Below are 25,154 nucleotides of genomic sequence, written 5' to 3' on the forward strand. Positions count from 1 at the left end.
ATGAGGTCCCACCGGAGCTTCCGGTGGGACCTCGTCTTACATTACATATCAAAGGGAGGCATCTCCCGGCTCTGGGGGATGGCGTCCCCCTCAAAGGCCAGCTCGTCGGGAACGGGACCGGCGTCAGGGGCGGTGTCCACCATGCCCTGGCGGAACTGCATCTCCTGCCACTGCTCCTTGGTGATGAGCACCTGGCGGGGCTTGGAGCCCTCAAAGGGCCCGACCACGCCCTTCTCCTCCATCTGGTCCACCAGACGGGCGGCACGGGAGTAGCCCAGCTTCAGGCGGCGCTGGAGCATGGAGACGCTGGCCATGCCGGTCTCCACCACCACTTCGATGGCGGAGGGCAGCAGCTCGTCGTAGTCTCCGCCGGGCTCCTCGGAGGCGGAAGAACCTCCGCCGCCCTTGCCCTGCTTGTCCTTCTCGGCGGCGTGCTTCTCAATCTCGTGGATGATGGACTCGTCATACTCGGCCGAACCGCTCTGCTTCTTGATGAAGTCCACCACGGAGGCCACCTCCTCGTCGGAGATGAGGCAGCCTTGGACCCGCTTGGGTTTGCCGGTGCCCAGGGGGAAGTAGAGCATGTCGCCCTTGCCCACCAGCTTCTCGGCGCCGGTGGTGTCCAGGATGATGCGGGATTCCAGGGAGGAGGCCACGGCAAAGGCGATACGGCTGGGGATATTGGCCTTCATCAGGCCGGTAATGACGTCGGCGGAGGGACGCTGGGTGGCGATGATCAGGTGCATGCCGGCGGCACGGCCCATCTGGGCCACGCGGCAGATGGATTCTTCCACCTCCTTGGCGGCTACCAGCATCAGGTCGGCCAGCTCGTCGATGACCACTACAATCTGGGGCATCTTCTCCATGCCCTCGGTGCGGGCGGCGTGGGCGTTGTAGGACGCCAGGTCACGGACGCCCACCTCGGAGAAGGCACGGTACCGCTTCATCATCTCCACCACCGCCCACTGGAGGGCGCCGGCGGCCTTCTTGGGGTCGGTGACCACGGGGATGAGCAGGTGGGGAATGCCGTTGTAGATGCCCAGCTCCACCATCTTGGGGTCCACCATGATGAGGCGCACCTCGTCGGGGGTGGCCTTGTAGAGCAGGGAGATAATGAGGGAGTTGGTGCACACCGACTTACCGGAGCCGGTGGTACCGGCAATCAGCAGGTGGGGCAGCTTGGCGATATTGCCCACGATGCAGTTGCCGCCGATGTCCTTGCCCACGGCAAAGGCCACCTTGGAGGGATTGTCCCGGAACTCCCGGGAGCCGATGACCTCGTTGATATACACCGGGGACACCAGTTTGTTGGGCACCTCAATGCCCACCATGGAGATCTTGTCGGGGATGGGAGCAATACGCACGCCGGTGGCGCCCAGGGCCAGGGCGATATCGTCGGACAGGTTGGTCAGCTTGTTGAGCCGGACACCCTGGTCCAGCTCCAGCTCGTACCGGGTCACCGACGGACCACGGGTCACGTTGACGATGTTGGCGTCAATGCCGAAGGAGCGGATGGTGTCGGACAGCCGGGCCTGGTTGGCCTTCAGCTCGCCGATGGCCTCGGCGCCCACAATGCTGTCCCCCTCCTTCAGCAGAGAGAGGGGCGGATACTGGTAGGCGCCGCCGGTCTGGCTCAGGTTCTTCTCCACCTCCTGGGCCACCTCTGCGGCGGCCTGCTCGGTCTCCTTGCCCTTCACCTTGGGCACGGCAGGCTCCCGCTCAATCTCAGGCATGGGGGGCACAGGGGCCGGGGTGACAGGGACAACAGGCGCGGGCTGGAAGGGCTCGGGCTGCTGCACGGGCATGGGGCTGATAACGGGCTCCTCAGGCTGGGGCTGAGGCTCGGGCGCGGTAAAGGGCCGCTCCTCCTCCGCCGCCTCGGCCACCGAAGCGGTGAGCACCTGGTCGGGGGTGGGCACCGAGGGACGGCGGTTGAACAGCCGCTCCTTCTTGGGCTTGACCTCCTCCTGGGGCTGCTCCGCTGTCTCCTGTGCAGCCGCCTCCGCCGGGACCTCATCCACCGGGATGTCAATCACGGGACGCCGGCGTCCGCCTGCGGCGGGCTTCTCAGCAGGAGCAGGCGCAGGGGCGGGAGCGGGCCGCTTGCCTCTGGGACGGGGCTCGGGCAGCTCCTCTTCCTCGTACTCCGGATGGGGGCGGTTGCGGATGGCGTCCACAATGTCCACGATGGTCACGTTACATACCGTCATCACCATCATGGCGCCGCACAGAACAAACACCACACCGGCGCCAATCTTGCTGAACACAGCGGTAAAGCCCATGGCGATGATGCCGCTGAGCAGGCCGCCGCTGGACATGGCCTGCCCCTGGGTCCACAGGGTCTTGATGAGGGCGCCGTCCCACTGGTAGCTGCCCTTGGCCAGCATCAGGTGGAGCAGAGCGCCCACCAGCACCGGGAAGAGCATGGCGCACCACACCCGCAGGCGCACGGGACGCCCCCGGTGGAACATAAGCACCACGCTGGACACCAGCAGCATGGGGGGCACCAGCCAGAAGCCGTACCCAATCATACCCTTGGCGATACCGCAGAAGAAGTCGATGAAAATGGCGTGGACGTTGAAGTACCCAAAGGCGGCGAAGATGGCCAGAAGGAAACAGACCGCCGCCCCCACCTCCCTGCGGATGGGCTTGGGCTGGCTGGCCGCCTTCTTTCGGCCGGCTGAGGCACTCTTCCCGGAAGTGCCCGTCCGCTTGCCGGAGGAGGATGCGGTGCGCTTCCCTCCGGTGCTTTTCTTTTGTGCCGTGGCCATGGATGTCATTCCTTTCAGGAGAGTATGGTAAAACGAAGGACGGGTCCGCTCAGGCGAAAATCACAAACTTGAGAATGCCCGCAATGAGAGACACGGCGCCCACCGCCCAGCAGTAGTAGGCAAAGCTTCCGAACTTGCCCTTGTCCGCCAGGGACTTGACCAGCCGGATGGCGAAGTAGCCCACCACGGCGGACACCACAACGCCCACCAGATAGACGGGCAGCAGGGGCACCACCTGCTCGGCAAAATTGGGGGCGGTGACGGCGTCCTTCAGCTCCAGCAGCGTGGCGCCCACAACGGCGGGCAGGGACATGAGGAAGGAGAAGCGGACGGCAAAATTCCGGTCAAAGCCACGGAACATACCGGCAGAGATGGTGGCGCCGGAACGGGAAATGCCGGGAATAACGGCCACCGCCTGGGCGCATCCCACCACCAGCGCGTCCGTCACCGCGGCGTTTTTGGCGGTCTTGCGGCCCCGGGCCAGCCGGTCAGAGAAGAAGAGGATAAAGCCGGTCAGCAGCAGCATGCAGGACACCAGAATGGGATTGGAAAATACCTGCTCCAGTATATTCTTGAAAAAGACCATCACCAACAGCGGGAGAGTGGCCACCACGATAAGCATCACCATCCGCCGGGCGGCTGGCGGCTTGCCCGCGCCCTCATCCCGCACCACCAGGGCCCGGATGCCCAGGAAAAATTCCCGGATCATGTCAACAATGTCTTTCCAGTACACAATGCACACGGAGATAAGCGTGCCAAAGTGGAGCAGCACGGTGAAGAACATATGGGTCTCCTCCATATTCTCCATGCCGAAAAAAGCCTGAAAGAGGGTCAGGTGCCCTGAGCTGGAAATGGGCAGAAACTCTGCCACGCCCTGAATAAAGCCCATCAGGATGGACATCAGATAGTTCATAATATTTCCTCCATGCATATGTAGTCCCGCCTCATCTGGGACAGGCGGGCGCATATAAACTATATTACCACAAGCGGCCTGACATTTCCATCATTTTTCTTGGAATTATGTCAACAATTTCTTTTACAGACAGCAGCGCGGCAGCTCTTGCGAGCTGCCGCGCTGGATGGCTATTCTCATTTTCTCTGCACCGGCTCGGTCATGGCCTGGGCGATGTAACCCTGTCCGTAGAGAATATCGTAGACAATGGTACGGTAGGTATCTACTGTATCTGCATCTTCCTCTGGCGGTTCATAGTACGGCGTACCGTCCGCGGCCACATAAAGCCGCTGGCGGTAGAGCAGCATATCCTCCAGCGCCATATCCACCCACTGGAAATACAGCGGACGGGGCACCCCGGCCCAGTCCAGAATATGGACGCCCAGGCTGGTGGCGCTCACGGTCTCGGGCACCTCCAGCTCCGCGCCGTAGTTGTTCCATACCAGGAAGCGGGTGGTGTGCATCCGCTTGAGCTCCTCCGGCGACCAGGACTTGGTGTCCGCCGTGCTGGAGTAGCCCAGCTCCGAGTAGATGGTGTTCTCCTCGTCCATGGACAGGCCCGGCAGGTGGTCGCCCCAGAAAATCACAATCACCGGCTCCTCGCACTGCTCAAAATACTCCAGCAGTTCGCCCAGAGCCGCGTCCGCGTCGTGGATGCCGTGGAGCAGTGCGTCGATGGAGCCCAGCTCCTCCTCTCCCAGCTTGTCGCTGGAGAAGTCCAGGCCAGAGCTCTCCTCAAATTTCCCCTCATAGTAGGGCTGATGGTTCTCCATGGAAAGGCCGTAAAGGAGAAGCGGCTTACTCTTGTCCCGGTTCTCAAACTCCGAAATCAGCATCTCGGTCAGGGCCATGTCGGAGAGATAGGGGCCCTCCCACTCCGCATCCTCGGGGAAGTCCTCCTCAAACACCAGCTTGTCAAAGCCGATCTTCTCAAAATTCTCCTCCCGGTTGTAGAGCCGCGCGGTATAGGAGTGCACAAACTCGGTGGCATACCCCTGGGCGGAGAAGGCCTTGATAATAGAGGGCGCCCGGTCATAGGCCGTCTCGTCCTGGAGGGAGGTCAGGTCCTCCCCCTCCCCCACAAAGGCAATGGGGATGCCGGTCATAACCTCCATCTCCACGTTGCCAGTGCCGCCGGCGTATGTATTGGAGAGGAATTTGCCCGAGGGCCACTCCTCCGCCAGCGCCCGGTAGTTGGGGATGGGGTCGTCCTCAAACTCCACCCCGGGCAGCACCGCCTCCGGGTCGCAGAAGCTCTCCGACATGAGCATAATCACGTTGGGCTGCACGTCCGGCGTCTGGGTGGATGCCGCGTTCCGTTTCACCTTCAGAAGGATGCCGTTCATGTTGTTCTCATTGTAGGCGTCCGGCTCCTGCACCGCGCTGTCCAGCACGCCGCTGTACATGCCCAGCAGGAAGCCCAGGCGGTCGTTGCGCTCGGCCTGAATCTCATCCTCGGGCCCGCTGAGAAAATCCCGGGTCAGGGGCAGGTTAGCCGACCCCACCAGCACCAGCACACCGCACAGGCCCACAATCAGAGAGGCATACCACCGGATGCGCCGGGGACGCCGGGCAAAGAGCAGCGTCAGCGCCAGCAGGGCAAACACCAGCAGCACAGCGGGGATGGTGCAGACGCCGAAGCTCATGCCCGGCTTCATAAAGCCGGCGATGGTGCCCATGTGGGTGGCCATGGCCAGGTCGCTGACCATCAGGGGTACGCCGTTGACCACTTCCTTAAAATAGCTGGAGATGGACATGGTCAGCATGGGCACTGCCAGAATCAAGCCGGCAGAAAAGATGCCGCCGGTAATGGCAAGCAAGACGCCTTCACAAGCAAGCAGCAGCAGATAGCCCAGGCCAAACGCGGCGGAATTCTGGCCGATCCAGGCCACCGTCTCCTCCACCGACTGAACTGTGATGAGCTGTGTGGCAATCAGCACGGCCAGCGGAAGGAGGAACACCATCAGGTACCACACCCAGGCGTGGTACCGCCAGGGCGCCCTGGGCTTTTTCTCCTTCCTGCGCAGCGAAAAGCGCCGCCTGCCTTTTTGCTGTTCTCCGGTGGTCTCGGGCGTCCCGGCTTCCGGCGGCGGTGTGCCCGGACTGTCGGGCTCCGCCACAGCGGTCAGAACCGCCGTCTGCTCTCCCTCCGGGAGCATTCCCTCCCGCGCCAGCCGGGCGGCCCGCTCGGCGTTCTGCCGCCGGCGGTTCTTGCGCCGCCGCGCCTCCAGCGCGTTGTGTTTTCCCTTTTTCTTGGCCAAATGATTCACCCTCAGGGTTAAAATTCATGATTACAATCAGGTGCTATTTTATCGTCCTTCCTCCCCCGTGTCAACGGCATTTCCCCCCAAAAATAATTAAAACGCATCCCGAAATAGTTCGGGATGCGTTTCCGGCTCCCTGCCCGCTTCAGGGAAAGCGGACCGTGATGCCGCCCATATCCGTATGGAGCTCCATGGTCCCCTTCTCTCCCTTCTGAGAGGAGGAGGTACCACGGTTCTGTCCGTTTACGGTGATCTCACCCATGTCGGTGCTCAGCTCGTACCCATACCACTGCTCCGCTCTGGACGAGACGGCATCGATATCGCCCATGTCCACTGTCACACTGACGTTCTCTCCCAGCTCGCCCTCCAGTGAGACGCCTCCCGTGCTGTTGGTGACGGTCAGGCGGTCCGTGACCGCCAGGCCGGTGGCGGTCATTTCGCCCAGAGACAGGTCCGCCTCCAGCTCCTCCACCTCCACGTCGGTCAGGTTCACGGCGCCGCATTCCGCCGTCAGCACGGCGCTGTCCGCCCGAAGCCCATCGGTCGTGATATCGCCCAGGTCCGCCCGGGCGGTGAGGGTCTCCACCCGGAGGTTCTTCAGCTCCAGGCCGCCCATGGAGCTGGTGATGTCCACGTCCGCAAGCTCCGCGCCGTCAGGCAGGAAAATCTCAACGCTGCCGCCCCGCTCGGAGAACTGCATGCCCGCGGGCCGCTCGTCCCATACCTTCAGCACGCCGTCCTCCAGGCTGTACTTCAGCTCCCAGCTTCCGTTGCTCAGCCGGATGCCGTAGGTCTCCCCGGCAGAGACCGTCACATCCCCGATGGACAGCTCCACCTCCAGACTGGTGAAGGGGGACAGCGCCGTGTCCGCCACCGTGGCCGTGTCCGCCACCGTGCCCGTATCCGTCTCAGACGCGCTGCTCCAGCCGGAGAGCCTGATGCCGTCCCAGCCCACATAAATCTGCTCATTTCCCACCGGAACCTGGATGGACGTGTCGGCACCCATGGCCCAGCCCACGCCGGAGAGCACCACGCCCACAAGGAAGAGGGGCGCCGCAATGCCCACAATCAGCTTGGTCAGTCCCTTCATGCTGCCACCTCCTCTCTTCTTCCGCCCCGGGCAATCCAGCGGACCAGGGCCGCCGCGCCTTTACACCAGAGCACGCACAGGGCCGCGCCCCCCAGGAAAATCAGCAGGCCCAGGGCCGAGGCAAAGAGGCCCAGACCGGTAAAAAACAAGGTGGTGGGGACGCTGTAAAAAATCTGGGTGATGCCGCACCACACCACGAACAGTCCGCCCAACGCGCAGGCTATCCCACCGGCAGCGATGCAGGCCGCCGTACCCAGCAGGCCCAGGGCCAGGGTTAGCACCACCGCGGCCAGCCCCAGCAGCACCGGTACCCATATGGGTGAGAGGACAATGACCGCCACCACCTGCCCGGTGCTCCAGCGGCGGCGCTCCCTGCCGCCCGGCCGGGATGTGGCGCCCAGGATACGGGCAGCCGCCTCATCGGGCGTACCCAGCTCCTCCTCCGCCTGCCAGGCGCCGTCCGGCCCCTTCTCCTCAAAATACTCCTTATAATAATCCAGAACGCTGTCCAGCTCCCGGCGCGGCATCCGCCCGGCCAGATAACCCGACAGCTCATCCAGGTACGCCTGTGCCTCCACGTCTATTCCCCCTGTGTCCGCCGCAGATCCCGGCGCGGTTATTTTATGGTTTTATCATACCGCTCCTTTCTTTAATTCTACCAGGGAGGAATTCTTAAAATCAGATGAAAATCCGCTGTGCTGTGCTCTTCCGCCCCCTTATGGCGTTTTCCGCCGCATCCGGAAGAGAATTCCTCTTTTTTCTCTTTTTCTCACGATTTCACCAAATTTCTGCCCCTTCCCAGTCCCAAATTTCCATGTACGGAATATCCTGCATTTTACTAGGTTAGGGTTGTAATCTTTTAATTTTTGTTATATTATGTAATGAACAACCGAAATAACCCACCATGGGATTTTAGGAGTGACCCTATGAGCCTGCGCATCGGTATCGACATCGGCTCCACCACCGTCAAGGTCGTGGTGCTGGATGAACAGAACAAGCTGCTGTTCCGTTCCTACGAGCGGCACTATTCCAAGGCCCGGGAACGAGCCTGTGAGACCCTCCACTCCATTCAGGATATGCTGAAGGGACAGATGGTCCGTATGGTCATCACCGGCTCTGCCGGTCTGGGCGTGGCCAAGGCCGCCAATGTGGACTTTGTCCAGGAGGTGTACGCCACCGCCGCCGCCGTCCGCGCCTACTACCCGGACACCGACGCCGTCATCGAGCTGGGCGGCGAGGACGCCAAGATCATCTTCTTCGGCGGCGCCCTGGAGGAGCGGATGAACGGCTCCTGCGCCGGCGGTACCGGCGCCTTCATCGACCAGATGGCCACCCTGATGAGCGTCTCGGTTAACGAGCTGGACGAGCTGAGCCTGAAGCACGAGAAGATCTACCCCATCGCCTCCCGCTGCGGTGTGTTCGCCAAGAGCGATATCCAGCCCATCCTCAACCAGGGCGGACGCAAGGAGGACGTGGCCGCCTCCATCTTCCAGGCGGTGGTGGACCAGACTGTGGCCGGCCTGACCCAGGGCCGGGAGCTCAAGGGCAAGATTGTGTTCCTGGGCGGCCCCCTCCACTTCCTCATGGGCCTGCGCCAGCGGTTCGTGGAGACCCTGAAGCTGGACGAGGAGCACGCCATCTTCCCCGAGGACGGCGACTGCTTCGCCGGCATCGGCGCGGCCCTGTGCTCCTCCGACTACCCGGAGCAGTCCTTTGACGACCTGCTCAAGCGGCTGGAGGAGAGCGTGGACGCCACCAACACGGTGGACACCATGCCCCCCCTCTTCACTGACAAGGCCGACTATGACGCCTTCGTCACCCGCCACAACGCCAACCATCCCCCCGAGGCGGATATCCATACATACACCGGCGACGCCTTCCTGGGCATTGACGCAGGCTCCACCACCACCAAGGTGGCCCTCATTGCCCCCGACGGCGGCCTGCTCTACACCTACTACCACTCCAACCTGGGCAACCCGGTGGCCGTGGTGCTGGAGCAGTTGAAGGAGATCTACAAGCTCTGCGGCGACCGTATCACCATCAAGGGCTCCGCCGTCACCGGCTACGGCGAGGACCTCATCAAGAACGCCTTCGGCTGCGACCTGGGCCTGGTGGAGACCGTGGCCCACTACAACGCCGCCCGTCACTTCAACCCCGATGTGGACTTCATCATCGACATCGGCGGCCAGGACATGAAGTGCTTCAAGATCCGCAACGGCGCGGTGGACTCCATCATGCTCAACGAGGCCTGCTCCTCCGGCTGCGGCTCCTTCATCGAGACCTTCGCCAAGGCCCTGGGCTACTCCATTGCCGACTTTGCCAAGCTGGGCCTCTTCGCCCAGCACCCGGTGAACCTGGGCTCCCGTTGCACCGTGTTTATGAACTCCAGCGTGAAGCAGGCCCAGAAGGACGGCGCCAGCGTGGAGGACATCTCCGCCGGCCTGTCCATCTCCATCGTCAAGAACGCGGTGTACAAGGTCATCCGCGCCGCCAGCGCCGACGACCTGGGCAAGCACATCGTGGTTCAGGGCGGCACCTTCCACAACGACGCCGTGCTCCGGGCCTTTGAGCAGGAGCTGGGCCGGAACGTGACCCGTCCCACCATCGCCGGCATCATGGGTGCCTTCGGCGCCGCCCTGGCCGCCCGGGACCTGCATCTGAACGCCAGCGGCCTGCTCAGTGAAGAGGCTTTACAGTCCTTCACCCACAGCGCAAAGCCCGTGACCTGCGGCCTGTGCACCAACCACTGCGCCCTCACCGTCAACCAGTTTGACGGCGGCCGCAAGTTTATCTCCGGCAACCGCTGCTCCCGCCCCCTGGGCAAGGAGAAGGTGGAGCTGCCCGACCTGATGAACTACAAGTACAAGAAGCTCCGCGCCATGGAGGGCAAGGGCGAAGGCACCGGCCTCCGCGGCCGCATCGGCATTCCCTTTGGCCTGAACATGTACGAGAACCTGCCCTTCTGGTTCACCTTCTTCACCAAGCTCAATTTCGAGGTGGTCCTCTCCCCCGAGTCCTCCCGGAAGCTGTACATCAAGGGCCAGCACACCATCCCCTCCGACACGGTGTGCTACCCCGCCAAGCTGCTCCACGGCCACGTGGAGGCCCTGGTGGAGGAGGGCGTGGACGCCATCTGGTACCCCTGCATGTCCTACAACAACGACGAGGGCATCGGCGACAACCACTTCAACTGTCCCGTGGTGGCCTACTACCCCGAGCTGCTGGCCGCCAACGTGCCCGCCCTGAAGCAGACCAAGTTCCTCAACCCCTATGTGGGCCTGTGGCGGCACAAGGACTTTGCCAAGCGCATCGCCAAGATGATGGAGGAGGAGTTCTCCATCCCCAAGAAGGAGTCCGTGGCCGCAGCCAAGGCCGCCTATGCCGCCTACGACGCCTACGTCCACGACGTGCGCACCACCGGCAAGAAGTATATCGAGTACGCCCGGGCCATGAACATGCCCATCCTGGTGGTCTGCGGCCGTCCCTACCACATTGACCCCGAAATCAACCACGGCATCAATGACCTCATCACCTCCTTCGGCTTCGTGCTCATCACCGAGGACGCCCTCTCCTATCTGGAGGGCTACGCCCCCCGGAAGGTGCTCAACCAGTGGACCTTCCAGAGCCGGATGTACAACGCCGCCCGCTATGTCTGCACCCAGCCCGACATGCAGGTGGTCCAGCTGGTGTCCTTCGGCTGCGGCACCGACGCCATCACCACCGACGAGCTGCGGGCCATCCTGGAGGGCGGCGGCAAGCTGTACACCCAGCTGAAGATTGACGACATCAGCAACCTGGGCGCGGTGCGCATCCGCATCCGCTCCCTCATTGCCGCCATCGACGCCCGCAAGCAGCAGGACCGGAACGCCGCCAACGCCTGACAGGGCACCTGTTTTCTACACAATCTCGCGCGCCTGAACGGCGTAACGTATGCGGAAAGGACTTATCTTTCTATGGCAAAACTGGAATACGACAAGACCGGCCGCCTTCTCTTCACCAAGGAGATGAAGGAGGAGTACACCCTTCTGGTGCCCCAGATGCTGCCCATGCACTTCGCCATGCTGGTGCGCATCATGCAGACCGAGGGCTACAAGGTGGAGATGCTCAACACCACCGGCAAGAGCATCCTGGACTACGGACAGAAGTACGTCCACAACGACGCCTGCTTCCCCGCCATTCTGGTCATCGGCCAGCTCATCGACGCGGTGAAGAGCGGCAAGTACGACCCCCACAAGGTGGCCCTGGTCATCACCCAGACCGGCGGCGGCTGCCGCGCCTCCAACTACATCCACATGCTCCGCAAGGCCCTGGAGAAGGCCGACCTGGCCTATGTGCCCGTCATCTCGGTGAACCTGTCCGGCCTGGAGCACAATCCCGGCTTCAAGCTGTCCCTGGGCTTCATCCGCAAGGCCGTGTTCGCCGTGTTCTACGGCGACCTGCTCATGAACGTGGCCAACCAGGTCCGGCCCTACGAGGTCACCGCCGGTGACACCGACAAGGCCATTGAGGACTGCATGGATTTCCTCCTCTCCGAGATGAACGAGGGCAGGGGCATGAGCCACAAGACCATGATCGCCAACTTTGAGCGCATCATCGACCGGTTCAAGTCCATCCCCGTGGCCGGAGAGCAGAAGGTCCGGGTGGGCGTGGTCGGCGAGATCTACGTCAAGTACTCCCCCCTGGGCAACAACAACCTGGAGCAGTTCCTCCTCTCCGAGGGGGCTGAGCCCGTGGTGCCCGGTCTGGCCGACTTCGTCATCTTCAAAATCTTCAACCGTGACGTGGACGTGGATATCTACGGCGGCAAGTGGATCAAGCAGGCCGTGTGCCGGGTGTTCGCCGGGTACATCAAGAAGAAGCAGCGGGCCATGATTGACGCCCTCAAGCGCTCCGGCCGCTTCCGCGCCCCCGGCGACTTTGACGAGCTCCACAGCTACATCAAGGGCTATCTGGGCGACGGCAACAAGATGGGTGAGGGCTGGCTCCTCACCGCCGAGATGCTGGAGCTCATCCACACCGGCGTGCCCAACATCGTGTGCACCCAGCCCTTCGGCTGCCTGCCCAACCACATCGTGGGCAAGGGCATGATCCGCAAGCTGAAGGACGACTACCCCTGGAGCAACATTGTGGCCATCGACTACGACCCCGGCGCCACCAAGATCAACCAGGAGAACCGGATCAAGCTCATGCTGGCTAACGCCCGCGGTCTCCAGAAGCAGCACGAGGAGGAGGCCGCCCGGGAAGAGGAGCCCGCCGGCGTATGAGCGAGCTTCGCTTTGTGGATGCCTGCACCGACGAGCACTTTGCAGCCATGTCCCTCATCCATGCCTTAGGATGGCGGGACACTTATGCAGGCTATGTGCCCGACGACTATATGGCCCGGGAAATTACCGATGACCGGTGGGTGAAATTCTTCCGGGAGGACTACGAAACCGGGCGCTGTCACGGTCTTCTCCTTTACAGCGGAGACACCCCGGTGGCTGCCATCAACTACGGTCCCGCCCGCACCGAGAACTACAACGCCGGCACCAGTGAGGGCTCCGCCTTCCCCAACGAGGCCTATCAGGGCTGGGGGGAGATCATCTCCTTCTACACCCACCCGGACCACCGGGGCAAGGGGTACGGCGGCCTGCTCTTTGAGGAGGCTCTCCGCCGCCTGAAGGCCGACGGCTTCCCCAGCGCCTTTGTGTTCGTCCTGCGGGAGAACAGCGGCGCCCGGCGGTTCTACGCCGCCCACGGCTTCCAGTGGGACGGTACCCACGCGGATATTCCCTTCCCGCCTGACGCAATATGTGTTGACTTGCGGTACACAAGGGCATTATAATAGTCCCACAAATGAATGGCTGTCCGGCGTTCCCCGCATCCTCCGGCAGCCCACAGGGATGCGAAACCACTGTATCAACGGGTTTTCCTCAGCGGAGGGAAACCCGTTCTTTTTTGTGAAAGGAAGATGAATTTGGCGGAAATGGAAAACAAGATGGGTACCATGCCCATCCGGCAGCTTATCATCCACATGTCCTGGCCCATGATGCTCTCCATGCTGGTTCAGGCCCTGTACAACATGGTGGACAGCTACTTCGTCTCCCTGGTTGACGACAGCGCCTTTGTGGCCCTGGGTCTGGCCTACCCGGCCCAGACCATGATGATCGCCATCTGTGTGGGCACCGGCGTGGGCGTCAACGCCATGCTCTCCCGCCGTCTGGGAGAGAAGCGACCGGAGGCCGCCTGTGCGGTGGCGCTGAACGGCTACTTTCTCTATCTGCTCACCTGGGTGGCCTTCCTCCTGTTCGGCCTGACCCTGGGTTCCCGCTTCGTTGGCTTCTTCAACAGCGACCCCCTGGTCATGGAGTACGGCGCGCAGTACCTCACCATTGTGACTGTGTTCTCCCTGGGTGTGTGCATGCAGTTCGCCGCCGAGCGGGTACTCCAGGCCACGGGCAACGCGGTGGGTCCCATGATCATCCAGGGTATCGGCGCGGTCATCAACCTGATTCTGGACCCGGTGCTCATCTTCGGCCTGGGCCCCTTCCCCGCCATGGGTGTGGCTGGCGCCGCCATCGCCACGGTCCTGGGCCAGTTGGTGGGCATGGTGGTGGGCTTTGTGCTGGTGGCCCGCAACGGCGTGATACAGCTCACCCTGCGGGGCTTCCGCCCCTGCCCCGCCACCATCCGGGACATCTACCGCATCGGCGGCCCGGCCATTGTGATGCAGTCCCTCAGCACCGTGATGAGCCTGGGCATGAACAAGATTCTCAGCCTGCCCAAGATGCTGGAGCTGTACGGCGACGCCCCGGTGTTCGTCCTCTCCGCCTACTTCAAGCTCCAGTCTTTTGTCTTTATGCCGGTCTACGGCATGAACAATGGTCTTACCCCCATCCTCAGCTACAACTACGGCGCCCGGAAGCAGAAGCGCATCGCCGGCGGCATCCGCTTCGCCCTGGCCGCCGCCCTGTGCATCATGGGCGTGGGCATGGTGATTTTCCTGCTCTTCCCCCAGCTGCTCATGCAGATCTTCAGCGCGCCTGCGGCGGCCATGGCCATGGGCGTCCCGGCCCTGCGGACCATCTCCCTCTCCTTCCTGTTCGCCGGTGTGTCCATCATCCTGGGCGCCGCCTTCCAGGCCCTGGGCGTGCCCCTGTTCAGCCTGATTCTCTCCGTGCTGCGCCAGGCCGTCATCGTGCTGCCCGTCTGCCTGGCCCTGGTCTTTATCGCCCCGGCCCAGGTCTGGTGGTGCCTGCCCGCGGCTGAGATCATCTCCTGCGCCGTGGCCCTGGTCCTGTACCGCTGGGTCTATCATACCAGAATCCTGCCCCTGGGGGCAGCGTCCTGAGGAGGTCTCTTATGAAGTTCCTGTTCCCCGCCCTGCTGGCCGCACTGCTGCTGCTCTCCGCCTGCACTGGAGAGACCGCCGTCTCCCCTTCCCCGTCCCAATCCGTCCCCGTCTCCTCTGTCCAGCCCTCCGCTGCGCTTCCCAGCTCCTCGGAGGCTCCGGAGGAGCCCGCCTGGTGGGAGGATATCTCCGCCGACGACCTGCCCGACACCCTGTCCGCCGCCGAGGACATCGAGGCGGGCAGCGGCAGCCTCTACCGGCTGGCCGAACTGGCCGGCCAGGATATCGTCCTCTACGGCTACGGCGGCGATTCTGACGGCGCTCCCTGTGGCGTTCTCCTCGCCCAGGGCGACACCCTCACCCCCTTTGACCAGGTCTACCTCTCCGCTGAGCACCCCATGCTCCCCCAGCTGCGCTGGGAGGACCTGGACAGCGACGGCAGTGAGGAGCTGGCCGTGGTCTATCTCGTGTCCAACTCCGCTGAGGGCAGCGTCTTTGAGCTCCACGTCTATCAGCCCCAGTCCGACGGCGGCTGGAACGACTGCGGCCTGCTGTCCGACTACTATACCCCCCTGCTGGAGGGCCTGCTCTCCTTCTCCTATGACCACGAGGAAAACACCGTCACCATCACCGCCGGGACAGAAAAAATCAGCGCCTGGTACGACGGTCCGTCCGAGCCGGACGGCCTGGCCACAGTGGGCAATCTGGTGTTCTTCCGCTGGGAGGATGGGGCCTACACCGCCGTGTTCGGCCTTCAGCTCACTGCCGGGGATGCGTCCCCCATGGACATCGGTACCCTCACCGCCCGGGTCATCTACGACGGCGCTTCCCTCACCCTGACCGACTATAAGCTGAACGCTCTGGGCGGTGTTTAAGCCGTAAAAAAAGAGACTGCACCTGTTGCAGTCTCTTTTTTCTCTTTTATCCCGCCGTAACTATTGACTTCTGCCCTATAATTTAGCATAATAATAGTAATTTCAAGCGTTCGAGGAGGCTCTTCCCATGGCTAAGACCGCGAAACCCGAATCTAAGCCTGTACTTAAATCCGCCGCCCGTATGTCAAAGCGGGGGCCCCTTGATCAGGAGCAGCTGCGCAAGATGGACGCCTACTGGCGCGCGGCCAACTATCTGTCCGTGGGCCAGCTCTATCTGCTGGACAATCCCCTGCTCCGCCAGCCCCTGAAGCCGGAACACCTCAAGCGGCACACTGTGGGCCATTGGGGCACCGCGCCGGGGCAGAACTTTATCTATACCCATCTCAACCGGGTCATCACCCGGAACGACCTGAACATGATCTATCTGGCCGGTCCCGGCCACGGCGGCGAGGCCGTGGTGGCCCAGACCTATCTGGAGGGGACATACAGCGAGGTTTATCCCAACGTGGGCCAGGACGAGGAGGGCATGAAGCGGCTCTTCCGCCAGTTCGCCTTCCCCGGCGGCATCCCCAGCCACGTGGGCCCCGAGGCCCCCGGCTCCATCAACGAGGGCGGTGAGCTGGGCTACTCCCTGTCCCACGCCTTCGGCGCGGTGATGGACAACCCCGACCTGATTGCCGCCTGCGTGGTGGGCGACGGCGAGGCCGAGACCGGCCCCCTGGCCGCCGCATGGCAGAGCAATAAGCTCATCAACCCCATCACCGACGGCGCCGTGCTGCCCATCTTCCACCTCAACGGCTTCAAGAGCGCCGGCCCCTCCATCTTCGGCCGGATCACCCACGAGGAGCTGGAGATGTACTTCAAGGGCTGCGGCTGGGAGCCCCGGTTCGTGGAGGGGGACGACGCGCCCCAGATGCACCAGACCATGGCCGCTGCCCTGGACTGGGCGGTGCGTGAGATCAGCCGCATTCAGGAGCACGCCCGCACCCAGAACGACCCCACCCGGCCCCGCTGGCCCATGATTGTGTTCCGCTCCCCCAAGGGCTGGACCTGCCCTGTCTCCTTTGACGGTTTCCCGGTGGAGGGCACCTGCCTGGCCCACCGCATCCCCGTCCCCGCCGATGCCGCCCACCCGGAGCACATCGCCCTGCTGGAGTCCTGGATGCGCAGCTACCACCCGGAGGAGCTCTTTGACGAAAACGGACGGCTTGTCCCCGAGCTGCGGGAGCTGGCCCCTGTGGGCAACCGCCGCATGGGCTCCAACCCCCACGCCAACGGCGGACAGGTCCTCCGCGACCTCCGCCGCCCCGACTTCCGCAATTACGCGGTGGATGTCCCCTCCCCCGGCGACCACCTGGGCGAGGACATGCACCAGCTGGGCAAGTACATGCGGGATGTGGTGCGCCTCAATATGGAGGCCAAAAACTTCCGCATCTTTGCCCCCGACGAGGCCAAGTCCAACGGGCTGGAGCCGGTCTTTGAGGTGACCGGCCGCCGGTGGAACACCGACTTCATCGACAACGACCTGAATCTGGACACCGAGGGCCGGGTCATGGACGCCATGCTCTCCGAGCATATGTGCCAGGGCTGGCTGGAGGGCTACCTCCTCACCGGCCGGCACGGCGCCTTTGTCAGTTACGAGGCTTTTATCCGCATTGTGGACTCCATGGTGTCCCAGCACGCCAAGTGGCTCAAGGTGGCCTCCCAGCTGCCCTGGCGGCAGGATATCGCCTCCCTGAACTATGTTCTGGCCTCCAACGTGTGGCAGCAGGACCACAACGGCTTCACCCACCAGGACCCCGGCTTCCTGGACCATGTGGCCAACAAGAAGGCGGACGTGGTGCGGCTCTACCTGCCCCCCGACACCAACTGCCTGCTGTCCACCTTTGACCACTGCATCAAGAGCCGCAACTATGTCAACGTGATTGTGGCCTCCAAGCACCCCCGGCCTCAGTGGCTCACCATGGACCAGGCGGTGAAGCACTGCACCCAGGGCATCGGCATCTGGCAGTGGGCCTCCAACGACCAGGGGGCTGAGCCCGACGTGGTCATGGCCTGCTGCGGCGACACGCCCACCCTGGAGACCCTGGCGGCAGTGACCATCCTGCGCAAGTACCTGCCTGAGCTCCACATCCGGGTCATCAACGTGGTGGACCTGATGAAGCTCCAGCCCCATACCGAGCATCCCCACGGCCTCACCGACGAGGACTACGACGCCTATTTCACCACCGACAAGCCCATCATCTTTGCCTTCCACGGCTACCCCACCCTGGTCCACGAGCTGACCTACCGCCGCCGGAACAAGAAGCTCCACGTCCGGGGCTACAAGGAGGAGGGCACCATCACCACCCCCTTTGACATGCGGGTACAGAACGACATTGACCGCTACCATCTGGTGATGGACACGGTGAAGCGCCTGCCCCAGCTGGGCAACCGGGGCGCCTTCCTCATCCAGCTCATGCGGGACAAGCTGGTGGAGCACCGGCAGTATATCACCACCTACGGCGAAGATATGCCCGAAATCAGAGACTGGAAATGGAACAACGGCAAGGGAATCGAATAAATCCCTACCCACAGATGCGCCCCCCGGAGGCTGGTTCCTCCGGGGGGCGCTGTGCTTTTCAGGTTCTGAGGGCGTCCATTCTCCGCTGCCGTTCCTCCTCCATCATGCCGTGGAGGCAGTCCAGCGCGTCGGAGAGCCCGCCAATGTGGTCAATGAGGCCGATTTTCACCGCCTCCTCGCCGTAGATGACGCTGCCCACATCGGCCGCCAATTCCCCGGTCTGGAGCATCATTTTGGTAAAGGTCTCCCGGTCCACGTGGCTGTTGTGGGTGACAAACTGGATAATCCGGTCCTGAATCCGCTCAAAGTAGTAGAAGGTCTGGGGTACGCCGATAACCAGGCCATTGAGCCGCACAGGGTGGATAGTCATGGCGGCGGAGGGCGCAATGAAGGACTTCTTGGCGGACACCGCCAGGGGTACGCCAATGGAGTGGCCGCCCCCCAGCACCAGGGACACGGTGGGCTTGCGCATGCTGGCAATCAGCTCGGCGATGCCCAGCCCCGCCTCAATGTCGCCGCCCACTGTGTTGAGCAGAATGAGCACGCCGTCCACCTCACTGCTCTCCTCAATGGCCGCCAGAAGGGGCATTACATGCTCATATTTGGTGGTCTTGGCGGTGGAGGGCAGCAGCTGATGGCCCTCAATCTGCCCCACAATGGTGAGGGTGTGGACTGTGCCTCGCTCCGTCTTAATCGTAGCGGACCCCATGTCCACAATCTGCTGCTGACGGCTGCTCAGGCTCTCCTCTCCGTCTTCCCCGCTCCCGGCTGCGGCCGTCTCCTTTGTCTCGTCTGCCATAGTTCAGCACCTCCTTGGAATCTGGTGCTAGTGTTTGCAGACATGCGCCATTTCATCCAAAAAGCCCCCGGCGGAATCTCATCCGCCGGGGGCTTTGAATGCGATATCTTTTTTCCGGACAGAATACGGCACAACCCGCAGCTTCAGCTGTCGGCCTCAAAGACTGCGTGGCCGTTCCGTCCCGCCCGCTTGGCCTCATAGAGGACCCGGTCAGCATTCTCATACAGCAGCGTAAAGTCCTTCCCGTGCCGGGGGTAGAATGCCGCACCGATGCTGCACGACAGGGTCTCCTGGGGGAGCTCGTCGACGCCGATGGTACGGATTCGGTTGTTCAGGGTGCTCATGAGCCGCTGCACAACCTCCGGGTTGCCCACGTTCTTCAGGAACACCATAAACTCGTCGCCGCCCACCCGGCCCACGATATCTGTCTCACGGAACACGCCCCGCAGGACCTGAGCGGCTTTTTTCAGCACCAGGTCGCCTGTGGCGTGGCCATAGGTGTCGTTGATCTCCTTGAAGTGGTCCAAGTCCACCATCAGCAGCACCTGGAAGCCCTTACACCGCTCTTCATTGAGCCAGTCCGTAATGCTCCGGGCAGTGCTCTCCTTGTTGAGCAGGCCGGTCAGCGGGTCTTCCTCCGCCTTCCGTTCCAGCCGGCGGCGGTCCCGGGCGTTGAGCTGCTGGAAGGACACCAGCAGCACACCTACGCCAAGAAGGAATGCTACGCCCAGCAGCAGCTCATAATGGATAATGAACTCATAGCTGCTCTGTGCATTCTCCTCACTTACCACATAGCAGAGTATCCAGTCGTTGCAGTTCAGAGGCTCGTAGGCCAGATAGCTTCCAACTCCCTTATTGTCCACAATAATACTGCCGCTGCTTCTTCTCTGAAAGTCCTCTCTCATCTGGTCCAGAGATCCCTTGGAGAAGGCTACCTCTCCATAGGCGTCAAAAATATTCCGCTTTGCCCAGTCAGCCTTGCCGGTTCCGGTGCTCACCATAGAGCCGTCCGCTGCCACAATGAAGGAATACCCCTTGCCGCCATAGATATCCGCAAACAACAGGTTGCTCAGCGCACCCACATCGTAGGAGCCGCCCAGCACCGCTGTGACCTCGCCGTCCCTATGTACCGGTACGGCCAGAACAACCTTGTTGTCTCCGTCCACAGAGCTTGAAATAGGATTGCTGATGGCACGTTCCCCGCTCAGCGCTCTCTTGAAGTACTCCCGGTCCGCCACCTGGCTGGTAATCCCATCGCTGGTGTATCCGGTGCCGTCCGGAAGAATCAGCATGGTTCTGCCAAAGGTATCCGTGGAGGAGAGCGCCTGAAGCATGTCTTCCATCTGCTCACTTGTCAGCTGCTGAGGCTGCAGGCTGATATAGTTTGACGCTACTTCCAATGTATTGAACTGGAGCTCAATGACTGCCTCAAAGTGATAGCTCTGCTGTTCCACGTTGGAGTGGAGCAGTTCTACCGTATTTTTCTTGACCGCGCTGTCTACGCTGGAAAAGAATATCACAAATGCCGCCGCAAGGTAGCAGAGGAATGCAGCGAGCACAACCGCATATTTTAAGTTATTCTTGTTTCGGTTCAAACCCATGCCCTCACCTGCACTTCTGCCGGGAATGTCTAAATTATATCAAAATTATCTGTCTCTTGCAATTTCAAATGTTTTATTTCAAAATTCTTTTTCTTTTTTCTGTGACTTAAATTCCTCTCTTATTCCTATCTGTAAAAATTTCCGACAAATTCCGTTATATTTCTTACTTTTTCAATATTCTCCCACCATAAATTAGCACCGGAATACAAAAACTGGGCTCCGCATGCATGCGGAGCCCAGTTCTGTCTGAGAGAGTAATGCGCTTGGTTATCCTCACTTCGCCTCATAGACCGCCTTCATGCCCTTATAGGTCATGTAGCAGTCCAGCTTGCTCACGGTCTCGAAGGGAGCGTGCATGGAGAGCACGGGAACGCCGGCATCCAGGGTGTCGATGTCCCGCTCGGCCATATAGGCGGCCACGGTGCCGCCGCCGCCCTGGTCCACCTTGCCCAGCTCGGCCATCTGCCAGGCCACGCCGGCCTCGTCCAGAATCCGGCGGGCATAGGCCACCAGCTCGGCAGCAGCGTCGGACGCGCCCGACTTGCCCCGGGCGCCGGTGTACTTGCACAGGCCCATGCCGCGGTTGATATAGGCGCTGTTGCGCTTCTCAAAGGCCTCGGTAAAGTTGGGGTCATAGGCGGCGCACACGTCGGCGGACAGGCAGAAGGACCGCTCATAGCAGGCCTTCAGGGACACCTGCTGGGCGTCGCACAGGTCGCTCATAAAGGTGTCAAAGGCGGCGGACTTCATGCCGGACACACCCTCGGAGCCAATCTCCTCCTTGTCGGCCAGCATGCACACGGCAGTGCGGGCGGGCGCGCTGTCCAGGGCAAAGAGGGCCGCCAGGGAGGCGTAGCCGCAGACACGGTCATCGTGGCCGTAGGCGCCGATGAGGGAGCGGTCAAAGCCGATGTCGCTGGCCCGGAAGGCGGGCACGGCGGTCAGCTCGGCGGAGATGAAGTCCTCCTCCACAATGCCGTACTTCTGGTTCAGCAGGTCCAGAATGGCCAGCTTCACCCGCTCAGAGCCCTCGTCATCCTTGAAGGGACGGCTGCCCACCAGCACGTTCAGGCTCTCGCCGGGGATGGCCTCGGACAGGGGCTTCTTGCTCTGGTCGGCCGCCAGATGGGGCAGCAGGTCGTCCACGGTGAAGAGGGGGTCGCCGGCGCCGGCACCGATGGCCACCTTGATGACGCTGCCGTCCTTCATGGCGATGACGCCGTGGAGCTCCAGGGGAATGGTCACCCACTGGTACTTGCGGATGCCGCCGTAGTAGTGGGTCTTGAGGAAGCACAGCTCGGTATCCTCATAGAGGGGGTTGGGCTTGATGTCCAGACGAGGGGAGTCGATGTGGGCCGCGCCGATGTTGACGCCCTCGCTGAGGGGGGTGGTACCCACCACAGCCAGCATAATGGCCTTGCCCCGGTTGACCCGGTAGAGCTTGTCGCCGGCATTGACGGCCATGCTCCGGACAAAAGGCTTGAAGCCCCGCTCCTCGGCCTGGCGGACCACCTCGTCCACGCACTCCCGCTCGGTCTTGCCCGCGTCCAGGAACTTCTTGTAGTCCTCACAGTAAGACTTCATGGCGGCCTCGTCCTCCGCCGTCAGGCGGTCGTAGCCGTTCTTGGGCTTGTAGAGCAGAGCCTCACGGCGCAGCTCTCCCACGGTCTTCTGCTTCTCGTCCATATGATTTCCTCCTTACTCAGAGCGGGTCTCCGCTCCAAGATTCATGATTTTCTCAAACAGCGCCCTGGCCTGACGGGCAAACTCCGCCTCTTCCCCGGTGTTTTCCAGCACTGCGGTGCAGTTTTCCCGGAAAAAGTCGTCGCCCTGCTGGGCCTTCACCCGCATAACAGCATACTCCTCCGGGATACCGTCCCGGGCCATGATGCGCCGGACCCGCACCTCCGGCGGAGCCAGAATGCCCACCACCGCGTCGCACAGGCCGCCCAGGCCGCTCTCAATGAGAGCGATGGCGTCCACGGCGGCCAGAGGCCGTCCCTCCGTCCGGGCAGCGCGGAGCAGCTCCTCCACCCGCCGGCGGACATACCGGTGGGTGATGGCGTTCAGGTCGGCCAGCAGAGCGCTGTCCTGAAAGACCAGCGCCCCCAGCTTCTTTCGGTCCAGCCGCTGTTCTTCGTCTAGAATACCCCTTCCGAAGCGTTCCGTCAACTCGTTTCTCATGGCGGCGCTCTCCTCCAGGAGCTGGTGGTACACCTGGTCGCAGTCAATGATGCAGCCGCCCAGGTCCGTCACCACCCGGAGGGCGGTGGTCTTCCCCGCCCCGGTGGGGCCGGTAATCCCGATAATCTTCATTTTTCTCGCCGTCCCGGTCTGTTATGAGTCCTGGTTCAGGTCCACAATATGGAATCCGGCCGCCTTATTCAGCCGGTTGGACACGGCCAGGCCGATGCCCTCGTCGTCCGGGCACTGGGACCAGATCTCCTCCACGTCGGTGCTGTCAAAGTACCGCAGGGCGTCAAAGACCCGCCGGGCCTGCTCCTCCTTGTCGGCGGCGGGACCCATGGTCTCCACCGGGCGGCCGGGGAAGCAGCCGGCAAACTCGTCAAAGCAGATGACGCCGCTCCTGGGTCCCAGGTGGTCCCGGATGTAGGCCGCGGTCCTGTCCGCCGGGCCCTTCACCACCGTCACCGGCGCCTTGGGGGCGTAGTGGCGGTACTTCATGCCCGGCGCCCGGGGATGCTCGTCCTTGCCCATGAGGCGGGTGACCGCCTGGTCCACGTCCACCTCTCCCAGGGCGTCCCGGAGCTGCTCCAGGGTCACGCCGCCGGGCCGCAGCAGCCGGGGAGGCGTCAGGGTCAGGTCGATGATGGTGGACTCCACCCCCACTGTGCAGGGGCCTCCGTCCACGATGCCGTCAATCTTCCCGTCCATATCCTCCAGCATGTCCGCCGCGCTGGTGGGGCTGGGCCGGCCGGAGGTGTTGCCCGAGGGGGCCGCCACCGGCACGCCCGCCGCCGCGATAATGGCCCGGGTGACCGCATGGTCCGGACAGCGCATACCCACCGTGTCCAGCCCGGCGGTCACTGCGTCGGGCACAATGGGCTTGCGCCGGAGAATCATGGTCAGAGGGCCCGGCCAGAACCGCTCCGCCAGGGCGTAGGCCGCGGCGGGGATGTCCTCACAGTACCGCGCCAGCCAGTCCGCCGAGGGGACATGGAGAATCAGCGGATTGTCCTGAGGGCGGCCCTTGGCTGCAAAGATATGGGCCACCGCCTCCGGGTCAAGGCCGCTGGCCCCCAGGCCGTAGACCGTCTCAGTGGGGATGCCCAGCAGGCCTCCCCGCTTCAGAATTTCCGCCGCCGCCTGGGTGTCATGGGCCGTCAGTCGTTGTGTGATCACGCTTGCTCGCCTCGAAAATCAGATTTCAGTTCCAGCCGTCCGTGCTCCGCTCGGTGCAGGCCTGGATCAGGCCCACAATGCCTGCGGCAATGAGCGCCATGCCGGAGAGAATGTTCAGAATCGCAGTCACCTTTTTCATAACAGGGGCTCCTTTCTTTTCATTCCTTGGTTTGTATGGATCAGCCGTAGATATTGGTGGCCACGCCGGCAAGCTCCAGGGCAGTATCCCGGGGGAAGCCCGCGCCGCACAGATAGCCCCGCACCGCCACGATGCAGTGCTTGGGGTTCACCTTCTCGTCCTCCAGCTCCATCTCCAGATAGCGGCCGTTCTCGTCCTCTCCGGAGCCGGTGAGCCAGCCGTCATCCTCCAGCAGATTGGCCACGGCCAGCTTGAACTCCTCCTGCTCCATGCCCTGGGGCAGGTTGGTGTAACGAATCAGCATTTCCATTGTAAAAATCTCCTTTCGCGGGATGGCCCTTAGTCCGCCTCTCCGCTCTGCTTCAGCCGCTCCGCCTGGTCGGCGGTAATCAGGCTGTCGATAATCTCGTCCAGGTCGCCGTTCATCACGTCCTCCAGCTTGTAGAGGGTGAGGCCGATGCGGTGGTCGGTCAGGCGGCCCTGGGGGAAGTTGTAGGTCCGGATGCGCTCGTTGCGCATGCCTGTGCCCACCTGGCTGCGCCGCTCCTCGCTCCACTCGCTGTTCACCCGCTGCTGCTCCGCCTCATAGAGACGGGAACGAAGAATCTGCATGGCCTTGTCCCGGTTCTGGAACTGGCTGCGCTCCTGCTGGCACTCCACCACCATGCCGGTGGGCTTGTGGATGAGCCGGACGGCGGAGGAGGTCTTGTTGATGTGCTGTCCGCCCGCGCCGGAGGAGCGGAACACCTGCATCTCAATGTCAGCCGGGTTGATGTCCACGTCCACCTCCTCGGCCTCGGGCAGCACCGCCACCGTGACGGTGGAGGTGTGAATCCGCCCGCCCGATTCGGTCTCGGGCACCCGCTGCACCCGGTGGACGCCGCTCTCAAACTTCAGGCGGCTGTACGCGCCGCCGCCCTCAACCGTGAAGGAAATTTCCTTTATGCCGCCCAGCTCCGTCTCGTTCAGGCTGGCGACCTCCACCTTCCAGCGGCGGGCCTCGGCGTACATGGAGTACATCCGGTAGAGGGAGTTGGCGAACAGCGCCGCCTCCTCCCCGCCCACGCCGGCCCGGATTTCCACAATGACGTTCTTGCCGTCGTTGGGGTCGGTGGGCAGCAGGAGAATCTTCATCTTCTGCTCCAGCTCCTCTGACTCCGCCTTGGCCTGGGCGAACTCCTCCTGGGCCAGCTCCTTCATGTCCGGATCGGACATGAGGGCCCGGGCATCCTCCATGTCCCGCTGCCGCCGCATATAGCGCCGGTAGGTCTCCACCAGAGGCTCCAGCTCGCTCTGCTCCTTATTCAGCTTTGCCACCAGCGCCGGATCGCCGTAGGTCTCCGGGGCGTTGAGCCGGGCCACCAGGTCCTCATAGTGGAGCTCCAGGCTCCTGAGCTTGTCCAGCAT

General features: G+C 62.6%; 18 protein-coding genes. 6 read left to right on the forward strand and 12 right to left on the reverse strand.

Going from position 1 to position 25,154, the window contains the following annotated elements:
* Window positions 1-41 precede the first annotated feature (41 nt).
* The 5 genes from ACOX7T_RS11560 to ACOX7T_RS11580 form a co-directional block, all read right to left on the reverse strand.
* The gene (locus tag ACOX7T_RS11560) at window positions 42-2,771 is read right to left on the reverse strand and encodes a DNA translocase FtsK (RefSeq protein WP_433442874.1); all 2,730 of its coding nucleotides are present in this window, start codon (window positions 2,769-2,771) and stop codon (window positions 42-44) included.
* Window positions 2,772-2,820: 49 nt separating this feature from the next.
* On the reverse strand, window positions 2,821-3,684 hold the full coding sequence (locus ACOX7T_RS11565; RefSeq protein WP_433442876.1) for an undecaprenyl-diphosphate phosphatase: 864 nt from the start codon (window positions 3,682-3,684) through the stop codon (window positions 2,821-2,823).
* A 176-nt stretch (window positions 3,685-3,860) separates the two neighbouring features.
* On the reverse strand, window positions 3,861-5,984 hold the full coding sequence (locus ACOX7T_RS11570) for an LTA synthase family protein (protein ID WP_433442878.1): 2,124 nt from the start codon (window positions 5,982-5,984) through the stop codon (window positions 3,861-3,863).
* A gap of 148 nt (window positions 5,985-6,132) precedes the next feature.
* Complete coding sequence (locus tag ACOX7T_RS11575) at window positions 6,133-7,077, reverse strand: DUF4097 family beta strand repeat-containing protein (RefSeq protein WP_433442880.1); 945 nt, start codon at window positions 7,075-7,077, stop codon at window positions 6,133-6,135.
* Entirely contained in the window at window positions 7,074-7,655 is a 582-nt protein-coding gene (locus ACOX7T_RS11580; protein ID WP_433442882.1) for a DUF1700 domain-containing protein, read from the reverse strand. Before ACOX7T_RS11580 ends, ACOX7T_RS11575 begins: the two co-directional genes overlap by 4 nt.
* Window positions 7,656-8,003: 348 nt before the next feature.
* On the opposite strand from ACOX7T_RS11580, the gene ACOX7T_RS11585 reads away from it, so the two are divergent.
* The 6 genes from ACOX7T_RS11585 to ACOX7T_RS11610 all read left to right on the forward strand — a co-directional run bounded on the left by ACOX7T_RS11585 (window position 8,004) and on the right by ACOX7T_RS11610 (window position 17,845).
* A complete protein-coding gene (locus ACOX7T_RS11585; protein WP_433442884.1) occupies window positions 8,004-10,958 on the forward strand; it encodes an acyl-CoA dehydratase activase in 2,955 nt (984 codons plus the stop codon).
* Between the two features lie 72 nt (window positions 10,959-11,030).
* On the forward strand, window positions 11,031-12,341 hold the full coding sequence (locus tag ACOX7T_RS11590; RefSeq protein WP_433442886.1) for a 2-hydroxyglutaryl-CoA dehydratase: 1,311 nt from the start codon (window positions 11,031-11,033) through the stop codon (window positions 12,339-12,341).
* Entirely contained in the window at window positions 12,338-12,901 is a 564-nt protein-coding gene (locus ACOX7T_RS11595) for an N-acetyltransferase family protein (protein WP_433442888.1), read from the forward strand. The genes ACOX7T_RS11590 and ACOX7T_RS11595 overlap by 4 nt, the downstream gene beginning before the upstream one ends.
* A 126-nt stretch (window positions 12,902-13,027) precedes the next feature.
* Complete coding sequence (locus ACOX7T_RS11600; protein WP_433442890.1) at window positions 13,028-14,407, forward strand: MATE family efflux transporter; 1,380 nt, start codon at window positions 13,028-13,030, stop codon at window positions 14,405-14,407.
* Window positions 14,408-14,418: 11 nt separating this feature from the next.
* On the forward strand, window positions 14,419-15,282 hold the full coding sequence (locus ACOX7T_RS11605) for a hypothetical protein (protein WP_433442892.1): 864 nt from the start codon (window positions 14,419-14,421) through the stop codon (window positions 15,280-15,282).
* A gap of 181 nt (window positions 15,283-15,463) precedes the next feature.
* Complete coding sequence (locus ACOX7T_RS11610; RefSeq protein ID WP_433442935.1) at window positions 15,464-17,845, forward strand: phosphoketolase family protein; 2,382 nt, start codon at window positions 15,464-15,466, stop codon at window positions 17,843-17,845.
* Window positions 17,846-17,903: 58 nt separating this feature from the next.
* On the opposite strand, the gene ACOX7T_RS11615 is transcribed toward ACOX7T_RS11610, so the two are convergent.
* The 7 genes from ACOX7T_RS11615 to prfA all read right to left on the reverse strand — a co-directional run bounded on the left by ACOX7T_RS11615 (window position 17,904) and on the right by prfA (window position 25,154).
* Window positions 17,904-18,644 (reverse strand): ClpP family protease, encoded by a 741-nt coding sequence (locus ACOX7T_RS11615; RefSeq protein WP_433442894.1) that lies wholly within the window; start codon window positions 18,642-18,644, stop codon window positions 17,904-17,906.
* A 143-nt stretch (window positions 18,645-18,787) separates the two neighbouring features.
* Window positions 18,788-20,164 (reverse strand): sensor domain-containing diguanylate cyclase, encoded by a 1,377-nt coding sequence (locus ACOX7T_RS11620; protein WP_433442896.1) that lies wholly within the window; start codon window positions 20,162-20,164, stop codon window positions 18,788-18,790.
* Window positions 20,165-20,518: 354 nt separating this feature from the next.
* Window positions 20,519-21,931 (reverse strand): aminopeptidase, encoded by a 1,413-nt coding sequence (locus ACOX7T_RS11625; protein ID WP_433442898.1) that lies wholly within the window; start codon window positions 21,929-21,931, stop codon window positions 20,519-20,521.
* A gap of 12 nt (window positions 21,932-21,943) precedes the next feature.
* Window positions 21,944-22,561: a dephospho-CoA kinase gene (coaE, locus tag ACOX7T_RS11630; RefSeq protein ID WP_433442900.1), complete on the reverse strand. Its 618-nt coding sequence runs from the start codon at window positions 22,559-22,561 to the stop codon at window positions 21,944-21,946.
* Between the two features lie 21 nt (window positions 22,562-22,582).
* Window positions 22,583-23,608: an L-threonylcarbamoyladenylate synthase gene (locus tag ACOX7T_RS11635; protein ID WP_433442902.1), complete on the reverse strand. Its 1,026-nt coding sequence runs from the start codon at window positions 23,606-23,608 to the stop codon at window positions 22,583-22,585.
* A gap of 179 nt (window positions 23,609-23,787) precedes the next feature.
* Window positions 23,788-24,057: a hypothetical protein gene (locus tag ACOX7T_RS11640; RefSeq protein WP_433442904.1), complete on the reverse strand. Its 270-nt coding sequence runs from the start codon at window positions 24,055-24,057 to the stop codon at window positions 23,788-23,790.
* Between the two features lie 29 nt (window positions 24,058-24,086).
* Window positions 24,087-25,154, reverse strand: a complete 1,068-nt coding sequence (prfA, locus tag ACOX7T_RS11645; RefSeq protein ID WP_433442906.1) for a peptide chain release factor 1 — start codon at window positions 25,152-25,154, stop codon at window positions 24,087-24,089.

Origin of the sequence: Pseudoflavonifractor sp. (assembly GCF_050943825.1) — a bacterium.
Taxonomy (GTDB): domain Bacteria; phylum Bacillota; class Clostridia; order Oscillospirales; family Oscillospiraceae; genus Pseudoflavonifractor.